Source organism: Dongia sp. agr-C8, from assembly GCF_054658695.1.
On record NZ_BAAGHZ010000002.1, the window covers coordinates 1,055,654 to 1,070,126 of the forward strand.

At 65.5% G+C, this 14,473-nt stretch carries 14 protein-coding genes; 7 read left to right on the plus strand and 7 right to left on the minus strand.

All coding sequences use genetic code 11. From position 1 onward, the window contains the following. Window positions 1-9: 9 nt before the first annotated feature. Window positions 10-1,362: a trypsin-like peptidase domain-containing protein gene (locus ACYQ4T_RS12605; RefSeq protein ID WP_459854455.1), complete on the minus strand. Its 1,353-nt coding sequence runs from the start codon at window positions 1,360-1,362 to the stop codon at window positions 10-12. A gap of 188 nt (window positions 1,363-1,550) precedes the next feature. On the opposite strand from ACYQ4T_RS12605, the gene ACYQ4T_RS12610 reads away from it, so the two are divergent. After that, complete coding sequence (locus tag ACYQ4T_RS12610) at window positions 1,551-2,159, plus strand: Spy/CpxP family protein refolding chaperone (protein ID WP_459854457.1); 609 nt, start codon at window positions 1,551-1,553, stop codon at window positions 2,157-2,159. A 55-nt stretch (window positions 2,160-2,214) separates the two neighbouring features. Here ACYQ4T_RS12610 and ACYQ4T_RS12615 read toward each other — a convergent pair whose 3' ends face one another. Further along, window positions 2,215-3,054, minus strand: coding sequence for a hypothetical protein (locus ACYQ4T_RS12615; RefSeq protein ID WP_459854460.1), 840 nt, complete (start codon window positions 3,052-3,054; stop codon window positions 2,215-2,217). Between the two features lie 316 nt (window positions 3,055-3,370). Between ACYQ4T_RS12615 and ACYQ4T_RS12620 the strand changes: the two genes are divergently transcribed. Further along, the gene (locus ACYQ4T_RS12620) at window positions 3,371-4,057 is read left to right on the plus strand and encodes a helix-turn-helix domain-containing protein (RefSeq protein WP_459854462.1); all 687 of its coding nucleotides are present in this window, start codon (window positions 3,371-3,373) and stop codon (window positions 4,055-4,057) included. A gap of 55 nt (window positions 4,058-4,112) precedes the next feature. On the opposite strand, the gene ACYQ4T_RS12625 is transcribed toward ACYQ4T_RS12620, so the two are convergent. The 3 genes from ACYQ4T_RS12625 to ACYQ4T_RS12635 form a co-directional block, all read right to left on the minus strand. After that, the gene (locus ACYQ4T_RS12625) at window positions 4,113-4,481 is read right to left on the minus strand and encodes a response regulator (RefSeq protein WP_459854464.1); all 369 of its coding nucleotides are present in this window, start codon (window positions 4,479-4,481) and stop codon (window positions 4,113-4,115) included. A gap of 111 nt (window positions 4,482-4,592) precedes the next feature. Then, window positions 4,593-5,216 carry a response regulator FixJ gene (fixJ, locus tag ACYQ4T_RS12630; protein WP_459854467.1) on the minus strand — a complete coding sequence of 208 codons (624 nt, stop codon included), beginning with the start codon at window positions 5,214-5,216 and terminating at the stop codon, window positions 4,593-4,595. Beyond that, window positions 5,203-7,071: a PAS domain-containing sensor histidine kinase gene (locus ACYQ4T_RS12635; protein WP_459854469.1), complete on the minus strand. Its 1,869-nt coding sequence runs from the start codon at window positions 7,069-7,071 to the stop codon at window positions 5,203-5,205. The genes fixJ and ACYQ4T_RS12635 overlap by 14 nt, the downstream gene beginning before the upstream one ends. A 216-nt stretch (window positions 7,072-7,287) precedes the next feature. Here ACYQ4T_RS12635 and ACYQ4T_RS12640 point away from each other — a divergent pair, with 216 nt between their 5' ends. Then, window positions 7,288-7,668: a hypothetical protein gene (locus tag ACYQ4T_RS12640; protein ID WP_459854472.1), complete on the plus strand. Its 381-nt coding sequence runs from the start codon at window positions 7,288-7,290 to the stop codon at window positions 7,666-7,668. Between the two features lie 7 nt (window positions 7,669-7,675). Continuing rightward, window positions 7,676-10,081: a phosphoenolpyruvate synthase gene (gene ppsA, locus ACYQ4T_RS12645; protein ID WP_459854474.1), complete on the plus strand. Its 2,406-nt coding sequence runs from the start codon at window positions 7,676-7,678 to the stop codon at window positions 10,079-10,081. A gap of 4 nt (window positions 10,082-10,085) precedes the next feature. On the opposite strand, the gene ACYQ4T_RS12650 is transcribed toward ppsA, so the two are convergent. Further along, window positions 10,086-11,099, minus strand: a complete 1,014-nt coding sequence (locus ACYQ4T_RS12650; protein ID WP_459854475.1) for a zinc-dependent alcohol dehydrogenase family protein — start codon at window positions 11,097-11,099, stop codon at window positions 10,086-10,088. Window positions 11,100-11,302: 203 nt separating this feature from the next. Here ACYQ4T_RS12650 and ACYQ4T_RS12655 point away from each other — a divergent pair, with 203 nt between their 5' ends. From ACYQ4T_RS12655 to groL, 3 genes are read left to right on the plus strand one after another with little or no spacing between them, the layout of a single operon-like run. Continuing rightward, window positions 11,303-11,761, plus strand: coding sequence for a host attachment protein (locus ACYQ4T_RS12655; protein WP_459854477.1), 459 nt, complete (start codon window positions 11,303-11,305; stop codon window positions 11,759-11,761). Between the two features lie 17 nt (window positions 11,762-11,778). Then, window positions 11,779-12,210: a DUF2267 domain-containing protein gene (locus tag ACYQ4T_RS12660; protein WP_459854478.1), complete on the plus strand. Its 432-nt coding sequence runs from the start codon at window positions 11,779-11,781 to the stop codon at window positions 12,208-12,210. A gap of 24 nt (window positions 12,211-12,234) precedes the next feature. Then, complete coding sequence (groL, locus tag ACYQ4T_RS12665; protein WP_459854479.1) at window positions 12,235-13,863, plus strand: chaperonin GroEL; 1,629 nt, start codon at window positions 12,235-12,237, stop codon at window positions 13,861-13,863. A gap of 55 nt (window positions 13,864-13,918) precedes the next feature. Here the strand turns inward: groL and ACYQ4T_RS12670 are convergent, their stop codons facing one another. Then, on the minus strand, window positions 13,919-14,455 hold the full coding sequence (locus ACYQ4T_RS12670; RefSeq protein ID WP_459854481.1) for an Hsp20/alpha crystallin family protein: 537 nt from the start codon (window positions 14,453-14,455) through the stop codon (window positions 13,919-13,921). Window positions 14,456-14,473: the final 18 nt, after the last annotated feature.

The following is a 14,473-nucleotide window of genomic DNA, read 5'->3' on the forward strand; positions in this document are numbered from 1 at the left end:
TCCAGGCTCTTACGATCTGATTTCCAGCAGGAATACACTATCACCGCGCTCGACCTGAAGCAGGAGCGTACCCGCGCTGTCGCGGCCGATGGCGATGACTTCGCGGGGCGATACGACCTCGATGTCGTTGACCGCGGCGATGACATCACCCGGGCGCAAGCCGGCAAGATAGGCCTTGCTGTTCTTCTTCAACAGGGCGATCGACACGCCGGGCACGCCGCTGGCGACGACCCCGACGGATTCCAAAACCGCGCCGGCGAAGACGGTGACGTCGGCCGGGACCTCCGCCCGTTCCTTCTTCGGTGCGATCAAGATGGCGGTGTAATGGCGCTTCTTGCCGTGGCGCATGGCGACGACGGCGAGTTCCGCGCCGACCGGCATCTGGCCGAGCAGATTGCGCAGGGATCCCGCGTTGCGGATCGCAGTCCCGTTGATCTCGACCACGACGTCACCGGTCTGCAATCCGATCTCTTCGGCCGGCCAGCCCGGCAGGACATCGATGACCAGGGCGCCTTCGCTCACGCCCGCCTGCTTCGCCTCCACGGAATCGGGCGCCAGGTCGGTGGTGGAGATTCCCAGCTGGCCGCGAATGATCTTGCCGTGCGCGATCAGTTGGCCGGCCACCGCGCGCGCCATGTTGAGCGGGATGGCGAAGCCGATCCCGGTATTGCCGTTGTCCGAACCCAGCAAGGCGGTGTTGATGCCGACGAGCTCGCCCCGAAGGTTGACCAGCGCGCCGCCCGAGTTGCCCGGATTGATGGATGCGTCGGTCTGGATGAAGTTCTCGTAGCCCTCGATCCCGAGGCCGCTTCGGCCGAGCCCGCTGACGATGCCCAAAGTCACTGTCCGCTCCAGCCCGAACGGATTTCCGATCGCGACCACGTAGTCGCCAACCTGCAGCAGCTCGGAATCCCCGAACGGCAGGCTCTGCAGGTCGACGGCTGGTATCTGCACGACCGCGATATCCGTGGTGGGATCGCTGCCGATGTGCTTGGCCTGCAGTCGCTTTCCATTGCCCAGCGTCACGATGATCTCATCGGCGTCCTCAAGCAGGTGCGCATTGGTCAGGACGAAGCCCTTCGTAGCATCGAGGATTACACCCGACCCGACCGCGCTGAACTGGCGCTGCGTCGGCCGCGGTCCTTCGGGAAAGTCGAGAAAGCGCCGCAGGATCGGGCTGGAGAAGAGCGGAACCTGCTCGATGGCGGTTTGGCCGCTGACCGAGATGCTGACGACCCCCGGCATGATCTTGGCCAGCATCGGCGCCAGCGACGGCACCTGGACGTCGGCGACCCCTGCCGCCACTTCGGCGCTCGCCGCCGCGTGGAGCAGGCCTGCGACCAGCGTGAAGGCGCAAGCCATCGTCCATCCTCGCAGCCCGCGCATCATCAACCCCAACGCCATTTCAATGCACCATCGGAGGCAGCTCCGGCAGCTCTCGACGGAGATACTCTTGTTCCGTCCCGGATTGCGGGCGTTGACGAAAGTCAAAGCGGAGAGCCGGCATCCGGGGGATCGTCTGCCCATCTTGCTGTCAAAGGAGCAATGCCATGCCAACCAGGACCCTCATGGCCTGCGTCGTCGTCGCCGCTCTCGCCCTCGCGGCTCCGGCCCTCGCCCAGTCGGAACCGCAAGATCAGCCGGCAGCGCCTTCCTCTCAATGGCCCGGCCGGAACATGATGATGTGGGGCGGCGACGGGCCGAACGGCTATCGCTACGGACCGGGCATGATGGGCTTCGGCATGATGCGCGGCTGCCCGATGATGGGCGGTCCCATGATGGGCGCCACCATGATGGGCGACACCTCCGGGGACGACTATCAGCGGTCGGCGTCGGCCTGGCTGGACGGCCAGCTGGCCTATATCCATTCTGAATTGGCGATCACCGAGGCGCAGGAAACTGCCTGGCAGGGTTACGCCACAGCGATCAAAGAGCGCAGCGGACAGATGCTGTCCACCCACCAGACCATGATGAGCGCGATGTGGCAGGACAAGCTCCCCTTCGACCAGGCCTATGACCTCCACATCCAGGTCATGGAGTCGCATCTCGAAGCGACCAAAGCCACCAGAGACGCCGCGCTCAAGCTCTTCCACGCGCTGACGCCGGACCAGCAGCAGAAGGCGAATCTGGTGCTGCCGCAGTCGATGTGCATGATGTGACAGGCGACGCGGCGGTGCCGTTGCTTCGGCGGCGCCGCGGACCCCTCGCCGATCCTCAATGGGTGAGCAGGATCGGCAGGCTGCTGGCCTTGAGCGCTTCCCGGGAGGCGCCGCCGAACAAGGCTTCCTGCCACGGGGCATGCGCGAAGGCGCCCATCACCAGGAGGTCGGCGCCGGCGGTCTCCGCTTGCTCGATCAGGCGGACACCGGCGCCACGGCCGCCTTCCTTCGCATGCTCCAGGTGGTGGGCCTCGATGCCGTGCCAGGCCAGGAAGTCGATGATGGCAGCCGAGCCCGCCGACCACTCCTTGCCGATCGTGATGACGGTGACCTTTTCCGCGCGCTTCAGCAGCGGGAGGGCGGCGGAGACGGCGCGGGCCGCCTGCGGGGAGCCGTTCCAGCCGATCGCCGCGTGCTGGCCGATCTCGGCCGGCGCGGTCGAAGGTGTCAGCAGGACCGGCCTGCCGGACTTGGTCAAGGTCTCCTCGATTGCATGGGACGACGGCTCGTCGAGCACGCGGTCCGAACGGCCGAGCACGATCAGGTCGTAGAGAATGGCTTCGCGGGCGACGAGCTCGGGCGCGGAGCCCTTCTCGACGCGCCAGCTGAACGACGGCACCCTGCGGTCGCCCGCAAACGGAACCAGCCCCGCCTTCCCGGCCCGGTCGCGGAAGATCTGGCCGGCACGGCGCGCCGCGGTCTCCGATTCGGCGACCAACTGCTGAAGTGCGATGCCATCGATCGACAGGCCCAGCATCCCCGCAGTCATCGCCGATATCGCTACCGCGTCCCACATCACATGGAAGCCTTCGACGTTTGCCCCGAAGTCCTTGGCCAATCGGCAGGCGACAAAGGTCGTTGCCTGAGACGCGGAACCACCGCTGATCGCGGCCAAAATCCTGCGGTAGGTCATCGGAGCCTCGCGTTATTCGGTTCGTTCGCGGCGTGAGTGCCGCAGAATCCGGGTCGCGCCGTGACTCCGCTTTGACGGCAATCAACACCGGGACCCAAACCCATCCGGATGACTGGTGATGAAAATGATCCGGCCGCCAGGAACCGGCACGGCAAGTATTTGGAACTGCTGAAGTATATGGCGGTACGGGAAACTACCTAGGGCCGGCCCTTAGGGGAAAATCCTTAGGGTCCTAGCGGATTCTGGAGACGGCGCGCAGCTGGTACAGCTTGAGCCACCGAACAAACAGGAGGCTCTCATGCTTGCACAGAACGCGATTGCCATGGACCGCTCCGCCATCACCGCTGCCGCCGTGCTGTCGCGTCTTCCGGCGGACAGCGCCTCCGAGGACGAGCTCACGAAGGGGACGGTGCTCCACTTCGAACCGAATCAGGAGATCTATGCGGAAGGCGACGATGCCAAGGTCTTCTACCGGGTCGTCTCCGGCGTGGTGCGCACCTGCCGCTTCCTGTCGGACGGCCGGCGGCAGATCGATGCCTTTTACGGCGAAGGCGAGGTCTTCGGCTTCGACTTGGCCGAAGCGCGCAGCTTCGGGGCCGAGGCAGTGACCGACTGCACCCTCCACTGCTATCAGCAGGTCAAGCTGCCCAGCGACAAGCAGGGCGCAATGGCGGTCCCGCAGCAACTGTTCTCCTACGCGATGGGCCGCCTGGCGAAGGCGCAGGAGCATGCCATGGTCCTGAGCCGGCGGAGCGCCCTGGAGCGCGTTGCATCCTTTCTGGTCGAGTGGGCCAAGAATTCGAGCCGCAGGGACGTCGTCAGCCTGGCCATGACCCGCACCGATATCGGCGACTACCTGGGCCTCACCATCGAGACGGTCTCCCGCAGCCTTTCGCAGCTGGAACGCCAGGGCCACATCGCCCTGCCGACCGCCCGGCGCATCGAGATCAAGAACGTCGCCGCGCTCGAAGAACTCTACGCCTAGCCTGCGGCGGGTCTGAGAGGCGGACGCGGCGCGTCCGCCTTTGCCGCCTGGGGCGTCAGATTCGGCGCACCGCCCTGACGCAACGCAGCAACGCGTCATCCAGGACCGGCTTCTGCACCACAGGGAACTCCGTTAGATCGATTGTGCGGGCCAGCAGACGCTGGCTCACATGGTCCAGGATGAGAACGAGCGGCAGAATGTGACGTCGGGCCTGAAGCTCCGTCGCCACCTCCGCGCCATCATGGTCCAGCGTCCGTCCATCGATGACTGCGCAACAGCCGTTGTCGAGTTCCGGATGCTCCAGCAGCTCCCTGCCGCTGCCGCAGGTGCGCGCGTCCATTCCATCCAGCTGGATGCAAAAGCGCAGCGAATCTCTGACCGCCGAATCGCGATCGACGATGAATACGACCCAGGAGCCAGACACTGCGCTTGCGCCTTCTTACGCAAAATAGTCCGCCGCTTCGATGCGGAAACCGCTCCAGGTTAACGGTTGCCTTGGTGCAGGCTTTGATTTTGCGCAAGGCGGAGAATGCGGCTACTTGGGCGCAATCAGGCCCGCCAGAAGCGCCATTCTGACCAGTTCGGACAGGCTTCCCGCTCCCATCTTGGTCATGACGTTGGCGCGGTGGATCTCCACGGTCCGCGGGCTGATTTCGAGGTCGTAGGCGATCGTCTTGTTGGCCCGACCGGCAATCAAGCCGTCCAGCACCTGGCGTTCCCGGACCGACAATACGTTCACCTTGGCCGTGATCTGCGCGGCTTCGGACTCGCGCCTGCCCTGCTCGTTGTAACGGTTGAGCGCCGTCTGGATCGCTTTGAGCAGCACGGCGTCGTCAAAGGGCTTCTCGATGAAATCGACGGCTCCGCCTTTCATCGCTTCGACCGCCATCGGCACGTCGCCATGACCCGTCATGACGATGACGGGCAGATTGATCCCGAGCTCGGTGAGCCTGCGCTGCAGCGCGAGACCGTCGGTCCCCGGCATGCGGATGTCGGTCAGGATGCAGCCGGGCTGCAGGCCATCGACGGTTTCGAGGAAGGCGTCGCCGCTCTCGTGCACCCTGACCGGGATTCCGGAAGTTGCCAGCAGGAAGGCCAGCGCGTGGCGCACGCTCTCATCATCGTCAATGACATGGACCACGGCATTATTGACCATCATCGATCTCCTCGGGTTCGACGGTCTTCAGCGTCAGCTTGAATATGGTGCCGCCCTCCGGATTCGGCTCGACCCAGATTCGGCCGCCATGGGATTCCATGATGGTTCGCGAAATCGACAGGCCGACGCCCATCCCGTGACGCTTCGTCGTCACGAAGGGCTGGAACAACTGGTCCTTGATCTCCGCAGCGATGCCAGGTCCGGTGTCGGCCACGGCCACAACGACCGTCTCTGAATCGAAACGCTCCGTGGAAACCGCCAGGTTACGGCGCTCAAGTTCCAGCATCGCCTCGATAGCGTTCCTCATCAGGTTCAGCAGCACCTGCTGGATCTGCACCTTGTCTGCCAGCACGAACTGCACGGAGGGGTCGAACTGGAAAGTTACCCGGGCGCCGGTCTCTTTCGCACCCACGAGCGCCAAAGCACTGGCATCCTCGATCAGCTTCACCAGGTTCTCGATCTTCGGCTCGGCCTCGCCCCGGGCCACGAACTCCCGGAGCCGGCGGATGATCTGTCCGGCGCGCAGGGCCTGCTGTGCCGCGCGATCGACCGCATCGCGCACCATGGGCAATCCATCGACCGGGTTCTGATCCAGCAGGCGGCGCGCGCCGTTCAGATAGCTGGCGGCGGCCGTGAGCGGCTGATTCAGCTCGTGGGCCAGCGTCGAGGCCATCTCGCCGAGCGCGGTCAAGCGCGACATGTGAATGAGCTCGGCCTGCAGCTCCTGGAGTCGGTGCTGGGCCTCCTGCCGTTCGGTCAGGTCCCTGGCGAAGCCGGTGAAGAATCGCCGGTCGCCCACGCTCATCTCGCCAATCGAGAGTTCCATCGGAAAGGTCGAGCCGTCCTTGCGTTGCCCTACCACGATGCGGCCGATTCCGATGATCCGCCGTTCCCCGGTCGCCATGTAGCGCCGGAGATAGCCGTCGTGGCCCTCGCGATAAGGAGTCGGCATCAGGATCTTCACATTCTGGCCGGTGGCCTCCGCGGCAGTGTAGCCGAACAGGCGTTCCGCGGTGGCGCTGAATGACTGCATGATGCCCTTGGTGTCGATCACGATCATCGCGTCGGGCACGGTGTCCAGCACCGATTGCAGGTGAGCCTCGCGTTCCGCCAGCGCCTTCTCTGCGGTCTTCGCCGCCGAGACATCGCGCGCGACCTTCGACGCCCCGACCAGGCGGCCGGAAGCGTCCCACACCGGAGAGACGGTCACCGAGACGTCGATCACGGTCCCGTCCTTGCGTCTTCTCCGGGTCTCGAAATGCTCTACCCGTTCGCCTTGGCGAATGCGTTCGAGAATGCGGTCGGTCTCGCCCGCGTGATCCTCCGGCAGCAGGATCGACACCGATCTGCCGAGAACCTCTTCCGGCCCATAGCCGAATATCTGCTCCGCCCCGCGATTCCAGTCCGTGATGATCCCGTCCAGCGTCTCGCCGACAATGGCGTCATCCGACGAGGCCACGATGGCGGCCAGCCGGCTGACCGATTCCTCATGGTCCTTCCGCCGCAGAATATCAACCAGGATGCCGCGGGCCTCGCCTCCGCCGGCGGATGCCGCACCGCGGAGGCGAGCCCACCGGCCGTGGTTGGTGCTGAAGTCGATGTCGCAAGTCCAGTCGCGGTCGATCCGTTGGAAGACTGATTCGACCTCCTTCTTATGGTCCGGATGCACGACCCTGAGGAATTCGCGCAGATCCGCGTCGCCGCGGCTCAGTCCGACCAGCTGTCGCGCCCGGCCGGAAAACTGAAAGCGACGCTCCGCGGCCAGATAGCGCCATGTGCCGACCCGGCCGCCTTCAAGCGCCAGCAGCAGTCCGTCGTCGTCTTCGATCGCTGCCGAGGTCTGGTCTTGCCCGGTCACGAGAACTCCCCGATTGGCGCCGTCACCTTACTGCGCCGGCGGGGCTGGCGTCATTATTCCCTTCCTGCGCCAAACAAGCTGCCGCCCCCATGTCCGGCGTGGCGTCTTGCCGCTTTGATTGCCATCAAAGCGCATATCGAGCCCTCTGATCAATGTGACAGGCAGAATCATCGGCTCCCACCCGGCGCGTGTCGGAGCCGCCGCTGGGAGAGCCAAATGACCTGGAGCACAATCCGCATGGAACTGGCGCGGAACCCCGAGTTTCCGGAGGGGAGCCCCCACCACGGCTATCTCCTGCATGCTCCCCTCGACCGCGCCGGCCGACTTGACCTGACTTCCTACCAGTCCGATCGGCCCCGAGCCGTGGTCGAGGAGTTCTGGGGCGACAAGGATCCTAAGCGCGGCCGGCTCGTCCATCGCAATCGAAACCTGTGGTGCTTCTCCTTCGGTGAGAGCGACGAAGAGGCGATCTTCCATTTCGGCGACCATATCTTCTCGCCCGGGGAGTATCTGACCGTCCGCGATCTCTCCGGGGCCGACCTCACCTTTCGCGTGACGTCGGTAGCCCGCGACGCCAAGCCTGACAGCAAGCATTGAGAACGCCATGCCCGACTCGAAAGCACTGATCCTCTGGCTGGACCAAGTTCGCAATACCGATGTTCCCAGTGTCGGCGGCAAAAACGCCTCGCTCGGCGAAATGCTGGGCAACCTCGGGACGCTGGGCATTCGAGTACCGCCGGGATTTGCGACCACCGCCACCGCCTATCGTCGGTTCGTCGCGCATAACGGGCTTGCGAAAGTCATCGAGACCGAGCTTTCCCATGTCTCGGCGTCCGGCAAGGACGTTGCCGAGGCCGGCCAGGTCATCCGGGCCGCCTTCGTCGAGGGCGCCTGGCCGGCCGAGACCGCCGCGGCAATCCGGGACGCCTATGCCGAGCTCGGCCGGCGCTGCGGCAAGACGAACATCGCCGTCGCGGTCCGATCGAGCGCCACCGCGGAAGACCTGCCCGACGCGAGCTTCGCCGGCGCCCAGGAGACCTTTCTCAACATCAATGGCGAGGCGGCGCTGCTGGATGCTTGCCGGCGCTGCTTTGCCTCGCTCTTCACCGACCGGGCGATCATCTACCGCATGAACAAAGGGTTCGGCCATCTCGATGTCGCCCTTTCGATCGGCATCGAGCGCATGGTGCGGTCCGACCTCGGCAGTTCAGGCGTTATGTTCACGATCGACACCGAGACCGGCTTCGACAAGGTGGTGGTGATCAATGCCGCCTGGGGTCTCGGCGAGCTGGTCGTTCAGGGATCGGTCGATCCCGACGAATACGAGATCTACAAGCCGTTCCTGGCTAATCCGGACCTCTCGCCGATCATCGAACGCGCGCTGGGGCAGAAGAGCCGCAAGATGGTCTATGCCACGGGCCACCAGGCGGCCACGACCGAGGAGGTCGCGACCAGCGAGGAGGAGCGCGCGCGCTTCGTGCTTTCGGACGGCGAGATCCTCTCGCTCGCCCGCTGGGGCCAGGCGATCGAGCGCCATTACGGCCGCCCGATGGACATCGAATGGGCCAAGGACGGCGAGACCGGAGAGATGTTCATCGTCCAGGCCCGGCCGGAGACCGTCCAGTCGCACAAGGCCGCCAACACCTTGCGCCACTACACGATCCAGTCGAAAGGCGATCGCCTGCTGACCGGCCTCAGCATCGGCGACAGCGTCGCCGTGGCACCGGTTTGCGTGATCGCCGGCGCCGGCGATATCCATAAGTTCGTGGACGGGTCGATCCTGGTGACCGCGACCACGGACCCGGACTGGGTGCCGGTGATGAAGCGCGCCGCGGCGATCGTGACCGATCACGGCGGTCGGACCTCCCATGCCGCCATCGTCAGCCGCGAGCTCGGTCTTCCAGCCGTGGTCGGCACCGGCACGGCAACCGCTGCCCTGCGCAGCGGACAGACCGTCACCGTTTCCTGCGCCGAAGGGGACCAGGGATATATCTACCAGGGCGAAGCCAAGTTCACGGTGGAGGACATTGCCCTCGGCGCCATTCCCGCCACCCGGACCAAGGTCATGATCAACCTGGCCGACCCGGCCTCGGCGTCGCGCTGGTGGCGCCTGCCGAGCGACGGGGTCGGGCTGGCGCGCATGGAGTTCGTGATCGCGAACCAGATCCGGGTCCATCCGATGGCGCTGGCGCATTTCTCCGGCATCAAGGATCCCGGTGTCGCCGCCGAGATCGAAGCGCTCACGCGCGGCTATGCGGATAAATCGGAATACTTCGTCGAGAATCTCGCCCGCGCGCTGGCCAAGATCGCGGCGGTCCATTATCCGGCGCCGGTCATCGTGCGCACCAGCGACTTCAAGACCAACGAATACGCGCACCTGCTCGGCGGCGCCGGCTTCGAGACCGCCGAGGAAAACCCGATGCTGGGCTTCCGCGGCGCCAGCCGTTACTACTCCCCCCGCTATCTCGACGGCTTCGCGCTCGAGTGCCGGGCGCTCCGCCGGCTGCGCGAGAAGCTGGGCTTCCGCAACGTCATCGTGATGATTCCCTTCTGCCGCTCGCTCGCCGAGGCCGATCAGGTCCTCGGCGTCATGGCCGCGAACGGGTTGAAGCGCGGGTCGAACGGGCTGGAGGTCTACATGATGTGCGAGATACCGGCCAACGTCATCCTCGCCCGGCAATTCGCCGCGCGCTTCGACGGCTTCTCGATCGGCAGCAACGATCTCACCCAGCTGACGCTCGGCGTGGACCGGGATTCCGAGCTGCTCGCGCCGCTGTTCGACGAGCGGAACGAGGCCGTGAAGTGGATGATCGCGCATGCGATCGCCGAGGCCCATGCGGGCGGCATCAAGGTCGGGCTGTGCGGCCAGGCGCCGAGCGACCATCCCGACTTCGCGGAATTCCTGGTTTCCTGCGGCATCGATTCCATCTCGGTCGATCCGGAGCGCTTCATTCAGGTCAAGCGCCACATCGCCGCCGCGGAGAAGCAAGCGCGCGCTGCGGCTTCCTAGCCAGTCAGTCGGACGCTATCTGGAGCACCGCCGCGCCGTTCAACCGCCCCTGACGGAGGTCGGCCAGGGCGCGGTTGGCATCGGCCAAGGCATAGCCGGTCGTCGCGGTCCGGATCGGAATCGTCGGCGCCAGCGCCAGGAACTCCTCGCCGTCCTGGCGCGTCAGATTGGCAACCGAGACGATCTCGCGTTCGCCCCAGAGCAGCGCATAAGGTATGGCCGGGATATCGCTCATATGGATCCCCGCGCAGACCACGCGGCCTCCGGGCCTGACCGCCTTGAGCGCTTGCGGGACCAGCGCGCCGACCGGGGCGAAGATGACGGCCGCATCGAGGGGCGCCGGTGGCGGACCGTCGGAGGGTCCGGCCCAGGTGGCGCCGAGCTCTCGGGCGAAGGCCATCGACGCTTCGTCTCCAGGGCGGGCAAAGGCGAAGACCTCGCGCCGCTCATGCCGGGCGATCTGGATCACGATATGCGCGGCCGCACCGAAGCCATACAGCCCCAGCCGCTCCCCCGGCCCCGCCTTGCGCAAGGCGCGATAGCCGATCAGCCCGGCGCACAGCAAAGGGGCGGCTTCCGCATCGGCGTAGGCCTCGGGAATGCGGAAGCAATAGCGGCTGTCGGCATCGATGTATTCGGCATAGCCGCCGTCCCGATGCGCGCCGACGAACACCGCGGCCGGACACAGGTTCTCCCGGCCGGCGCGGCAGGCTTCGCAGGTTCCGCAGCTGCCGCCGAGCCAGGGGATGCCGACGCGATCGCCGACGCGAAAACCGTCGCAGCCCTGGCCGAGCGCGATGATCCGCCCCACCACTTCATGCCCGGGGACGATCGGATAGCGCGCCGTCGGAATCTCCCCGTCCATGACATGCAGGTCGGTCCGGCAGACGCCGCAGGCGCAGACCTTGACGAGGACCCGGCCGAAGCCGGGCGCCGCCCAGTGTCGCGTCTCGGCGACCAGCGGCGCCCCGGGCCGGGCCAGCACCATCGCAGAACCGATGACTGTGCCGAGAGTCATATGCGAACGCCTTCCGTTTCCGATGCGCAGGTCGCGCAGGCTCGCCCAGCGTAAGGAGAGACACCGATCCGTGGTTTGACTCCCATCAAACCCAGGAAGAAGCCGGTTTATTGATATCGGTCAAGGCTGTCACGCCGCTCGAGGCTCAATCTGCCGGCAGGATCTCTTAGAGACGTCAAAGCGGACCGCCAGGAGGAATTGTCATGCCACATCGCCGCCGGACTTGGATTGTGATCGCCGATGCAGCCCAGGCGAAGATCTTCGCCCAGGAAAATCCCAATGAGCGCCTGGTGGGTGTGGACCAGGGAACGTTCCACAATCCCGACACCTCGCATCATACCCGCGACCTCGGTTCCGATCGACCCTCCCGCAGCGTCGAGAGCGTCGGCAAGGCCCGGCATGCGGTCGAGCCCAAACACGATCCCCGGCGCACCGCAGCGGCCAATTTCGCCAAGGATGTCGCGCGCTTCGTCGAGCAGAAGGCGATCGACAAGTCCTACGATCGCCTGGTGGTGGTCGCCCCGCCGCATATGCTGAGCGACCTGCGCAAGGCGCTCGGGCAAAAGGCGAAGGCCTTGCTGGTCGCGGAGATCGACAAGGACCTCACGAAGATTCCCGTGCATGACCTGCCGGGGCATCTGGAATCCGCGATCCCGCTCTGAGCCGATAGGAGGCGACGATGTCATCGACCGGGCTGGCGGTGTTCGAAAGAACGCTGCATGAGACCAATCTCTGGCTGAAGGAAGTGATGGAGGAATCCGGCCTGGACAGCCGCGAGGATGCCTATGCGACGCTGAAGGCCGTCTTCCATGCGCTGCGGGATCGGCTCGGGCCGGAGAACGCCGTGCATCTCGGCGCGCAGCTTCCCATCCTGCTGCGGGGGGTGTTCTACGAGGGATGGCACCCGGCCAAGACTCCCACCTACGAGCGGCACCTGCGCGACTTCCTCGACCACCTGAGCGACCGGCTGCCGCCGCGTCTGGCGGACGAGCCGGAACTGGCCGCACGGGCGGTCTTCAACGTCATGTGGCGACGGATCGACTCCGGAGAAGTCGCCAAGGTCATCAAGATCATGCCGCACGAGCTGCGCGAGCTCTGGGCCGCCAACTGAGCCCGACCAGAAGGGAGACCGGCTATGCCTTTCACCGACGTGCAATTCGGGCGCAGCGCGCAGGAGCGCATGCTGCACGGCATCGACGTGCTCGCCGACGCGGTGAAGACCACGTTGGGCCCGCGCGCCCGAACGGTGCTGATCAAGAAGGGCTTCGGCGGTCCGCGGGTCAGCAATGACGGCGTCACTGTCGCGAAGTCGATCGAGCTCGAGGATCCGGTCGAGGCCATGGGCGCGGAAGTGGTGCGGGAAGCCGCGGTCAAGACCGGCGACCTGGTCGGCGACGGCACCACCACGGCGACCGTGCTCGCGCAGGCCATGGTCCGCGACGGCATCAAGGCGACCGCCGCCGGCTTCAACCCGATGGAGGTGAAGCGCGGGATCGATCTCGCGGTCGAAGCGGCGGTGAAGGCCATCCAGGCGCGCTCCAAGACGGTCTCGGGCCATGAGGACATCTCCCAGGTCGCCACCATTTCCGCCAACGGCGACCGCGATATCGGCGAAATGATCGCCGACGCCATGGCCAAGGTCGGGAAGGAAGGCGCCATCACCATCGAGGAGGCGAAGTCGCTGGAAACCGAGGTCGAGATCGTCGAAGGCATGCAATTCGACCGCGGCTACCTCTCGCCCTACTTCGTGACCGATCCGGAAAAGATGAGCTGTGAGCTCGATGAGCCCCTGATCCTGGTCTACGAGAAGAAGATCTCGAACCTGCAGTCCTTCATTCCGCTGCTCGAATCGGTGATCAAGAGCGGCCGGCCCTTGATGGTGGTCGCCGAGGACCTGGACGTCGAGGTCCTGACCACCCTGGTCGTGAACAAGCTGCGGGGCGGGCTGCGGATCGTCGCGGTGAAGGCGCCCGGCTTCGGCGACCGGCGCAAGGCCATGCTCGAAGACATCGCGATCCTGGTCGGCGGCCAGATGATCAGTGAGGAGCTCGGGATCAAGCTGGAAGCCGTGACCGTCGAGATGCTGGGCTCGGCGCGGCGCGTGATCGCGAACAAGGATACCTCGACGATCATCGGCGGCAAGGGCAAGCGCGCCGACATAGACGCGCGCTGCACCCAGATCCGCAAGCAGATCCAGGAAACCACCTCGGATTACGACCGCGAGAAGCTCCAGGAGCGGCTGGCGAAGCTCTCCGGCGGCGTCGCCGTGGTGCGGGTCGGCGGCGCGACCGAGCTCGAAGTGCGCGAGCGCAAGGACCGGGTCGACGACGCGATGCACGCCGCCCGGGCCGCCGCCGAGGAAGGCATCGTCGCCGGCGGCGGCATCGCCCTGCTCTACGCGGCTTCCGCCATCGACGCGGTCAATCCGGAGAACGACGACCAGCGCATGGGCCTCGACATCGTGAAGCGGAGCCTGCAGGCGCCGACCCGCACCATCGCCGAGAATGCCGGCAAGGACGGTGCCGTGATCATCAGCAAGCTGCTGGAGGAGGCCAATCCGGCGATGGGTTTCGACGCCCAGAAGGGCGTCTATGTCGACATGGTGAAGGCCGGGATCATCGATCCGACGAAGGTCATGCGGCTGGCGCTGCAGCATGCCGCATCGGTCGCCGGCCTGCTGATCACGACCAAGGTCCTGGTATCCGAGAAGCCGGAGCGCAAGCCGGCCGGCATGGGCATGCCGGGAATGGGCGACGAAATGTGAGAGAATGCCGCCCGCGCGGGGCGAAAGCGGCGCGCGGGCGGCAGCTAGGAACCGGTCAAGCCGCCTTGATCGCGATCTTCTTCTCCGGCTGCTGCGCTTCGGCCTTCTTCGGAAGCTTGACGTTCAGCACACCCTTGTTGAACACGGCCTCGATCTTGTTCGCGTCCACCGTCTCCGGAATCCGGAAGGAACGTTCGAAGGAGCCGAAGCTGCGTTCGTGCAGGTAGTAGTCCTTCTTCTTCTCCTCGGTTTCCTCTTGCTTGGTGCCCTTGATGGAGAGCGTTCCATTGCTGAGGGTCACCTCGACATGCTTCTCATCCATGCCGGGCAGGTCGGCGGTGATCTCGAAGGCCTTGTCGGTCTCGGCGATATCGACCGCCGGCGCCGAGCCGAAGCCGAGCTCGCGCCGCCAGAACGGTGCGACATCGAACGTGGCGCGCCGGAACGGGCCGCTCCAGAAATCGACATCGAAATCGTCGATCAGGCGATTCATCTCGCGGCGCAACGCTTCGAACGGATGAACGGCGGCGCGCGGAACGCCGTGTTTGCCCTTGTCCTCGGATTTGATGGGCAATTTTGTGCTTTCGGTCATCTCTGTCTCCTTCAGCTG

Excerpts from the sequence above, each read along its gene's own strand:
- fixJ (WP_459854467.1), bottom strand. The coding sequence starts at position 5,216 with ATGATGGTCAATAATGCCGTGGTCCATGTCATTGACGATGATGAGAGC.
- groL (WP_459854479.1), top strand. The coding sequence starts at position 12,235 with ATGCCTTTCACCGACGTGCAATTCGGGCGCAGCGCGCAGGAGCGCATG.
- ACYQ4T_RS12650 (WP_459854475.1), bottom strand. The coding sequence starts at position 11,099 with ATGACTCTCGGCACAGTCATCGGTTCTGCGATGGTGCTGGCCCGGCCC.
- ACYQ4T_RS12605 (WP_459854455.1), bottom strand. The coding sequence starts at position 1,362 with ATGGCTTGCGCCTTCACGCTGGTCGCAGGCCTGCTCCACGCGGCGGCG.
- ppsA (WP_459854474.1), top strand. The coding sequence starts at position 7,676 with ATGCCCGACTCGAAAGCACTGATCCTCTGGCTGGACCAAGTTCGCAAT.
- ACYQ4T_RS12655 (WP_459854477.1), top strand. The coding sequence starts at position 11,303 with ATGCCACATCGCCGCCGGACTTGGATTGTGATCGCCGATGCAGCCCAG.
- ACYQ4T_RS12660 (WP_459854478.1), top strand. The coding sequence starts at position 11,779 with ATGTCATCGACCGGGCTGGCGGTGTTCGAAAGAACGCTGCATGAGACC.
- ACYQ4T_RS12620 (WP_459854462.1), top strand. The coding sequence starts at position 3,371 with ATGCTTGCACAGAACGCGATTGCCATGGACCGCTCCGCCATCACCGCT.
- ACYQ4T_RS12640 (WP_459854472.1), top strand. The coding sequence starts at position 7,288 with ATGACCTGGAGCACAATCCGCATGGAACTGGCGCGGAACCCCGAGTTT.
- ACYQ4T_RS12670 (WP_459854481.1), bottom strand. The coding sequence starts at position 14,455 with ATGACCGAAAGCACAAAATTGCCCATCAAATCCGAGGACAAGGGCAAA.
- ACYQ4T_RS12610 (WP_459854457.1), top strand. The coding sequence starts at position 1,551 with ATGCCAACCAGGACCCTCATGGCCTGCGTCGTCGTCGCCGCTCTCGCC.